The organism is Bacillus sp. 196mf, assembly GCF_003217275.1.
Classification (GTDB): Bacteria; Bacillota; Bacilli; order Bacillales; family Bacillaceae_G; genus Bacillus_A; species Bacillus_A thuringiensis_S.
In genome coordinates this window covers 1-2,091 of the sequence record NZ_QJTG01000094.1, presented here as the reverse complement: position 1 = coordinate 2,091, position 2,091 = coordinate 1, and the positions used below count along the sequence as shown (strand labels likewise).

The window sequence follows — 2,091 nt, the reverse complement described above, 5'->3', positions numbered from 1 at the left end:
CCCCGTTTTGACGCTTTGGGAAGTCGATTGTACATCACTTTGTCGATGTCATGTTGTATTTTTTGAACATCTTGGCTGACATGCGTTGCTATTTGGTAATAGTTATGCTTGCCAATGACAATGCTGTTGTACCGGTAGATTTCTTTTATTGCGTCAATGGAGTTTGGGACTTTCTGTATCTTTTTCACTTGCTCGGTTAAATCAAGTTTGATTTTCTCCAATGCTTTCGGTGCGATGTGCGTCATTGCAACGCATTTTTGCCCTTTGTCGTCTTTCCCCTTTTTAACAGCTTTGATAGTAAATCCTAAGAATTCACTTTCTTGCTTTTTAAGGTTGGTGACTTTGGACTTTTCCGTTGAGATGGGAAGTTTTAATCTTCCCTCTAGCCACATTTTGCTTGCTTCGAATATTTTCCGAGCATTGCTTAGTGTGTCTGTAAAAATTTTAAAATCATCCGCGTATCTCACTATAAACATTGGTTTGAGGTTAGACCTACGGAGGGCTTTATATACATGACCGTTGTCCCTTAATCCGTCTTTTCTGATGTATGTTTTTACGTTTCGCGCTTTAAATGTTTCCCATTGGTCGCTGACCCACCAGTCGAATTCATTGAGATTGACGTTGGCGAGTAATGGACTCAAGATGCCACCTTGTGGTGTACCTTTTGTAGGATATACTACTTTTCCATTAGGCATTTTAATTGGCGCTTTCAACATCTTTTGGATAATTGCGAGAAGCTGTTTATCATGAAATCCCATTGTCCATAGTTGGCGTCTAAGCTTTACATGATTCACTTCATCAAAGAACCCTTGAATGTCCACGTCAACGACGAAGGTCAATTTTTGTCTATTTACTTTCTTGACGACATCTGCCATGGCATGTTCTGCACTACGGTTAGGGCGAAACCCGTAACTTCTCGCGCAGAAGTGTGCTTCGCAGATTGGCTCCATTACTTGTAAAATGCATTGCTGGATAATCCTATCCCACATTGATGGAATACCGAGAGGTCTCATTTTCCCGTTTGGTTTAGGAATTTCCTTTCGTCTAACCATTTTTGGATGGTAGTCTTTAAAGCGTGTCTTAACCTCATTTAGAAAATCTTGTTGACTCAACTTTTCAATATCCTTGATGTTTACATTGTCACATGCCGACGTTTTACTTCCCTTGTTTCGCTTAATGTTGCGATATGCAAGAAGGATGTTGTTGTCAGATGTGATGATTGGCATCAGTTTATTGAAATTGTCTTTTCGTTTCGCTTTTTCGTACAGTCCGTCAAACATATCCGTCATACCGTAGTATTCGGCGTGTCTGAGTTTCTTGTCCTTAGGCGTGGTCTCAGTAGATTTACTCATGGTGTATCACCTCTCTTTTGGAGTTGGCGACCTTTTGAGTCATACCAGAATCCATGTTTTCAGATTGGTGAAATACCGTTTCCTCTAGTACGCAATTTAGCTTACGCTTATCATAGACTTGTGGCTGTTCCTCCTTCTCTCATTACAAGAGCTATCAACAGTCGTGCCACTACTTTCACTACTATTAAGGATACTTCCCTCGATTAATCGTTTCGTATCCAACTTCACCTGCCGGCGGAAATTTCATTCCACGTTAGTAGCTTTCGACGTTCCATTCAGACTATTATTGGTTTAAAGGTCTAGGACCTCCGATTTAGGTGCTCGCTTTACTCCGTGCCTAGCTCCGTTGCCTATAACAACGTTAGGAAATTTAAACGATAAATGTTAAATTTCCGTTAGGCAAATCTTATTTTCAGATTGTGAGTCATTTCTGACCCCTTAGTGTATCGAAGCGTACATTCGCAAGTTCGTCAGTGTTTACACATTCTCACCATGTCGGTTAACAGCATACGAAACTTCTTCAGTTCCATTAGGTTTATTACTCCTAATGGCTTTCGGTTACCTCTTCAGGCACTTCGGAAGGTGCTCGCATATTTTACCCTGCTTTCCACATCAATCTATGCCTAGATTATGCAGTCGGGAATCTCACTGGGGTAGTTTCAGGTCGTTACTCCCTCATTCCTACCGCTCGTCTGAACAGTTATCCTGTTCTTTTTTATTAAGAATTTAATTCTTATAA

At 40.7% G+C, this 2,091-nt stretch carries 1 protein-coding gene; it reads right to left on the bottom strand.

Features of this window, described 5'->3' with window-relative positions; all coding sequences use genetic code 11:
- Positions 1-1,352 (bottom strand): group II intron reverse transcriptase/maturase (ltrA, locus tag ATL10_RS30610; protein WP_110498370.1); only part of this gene is annotated, 1,352 nt, incomplete at its 3' end.
- Positions 1,353-2,091 lie beyond the last annotated feature (739 nt).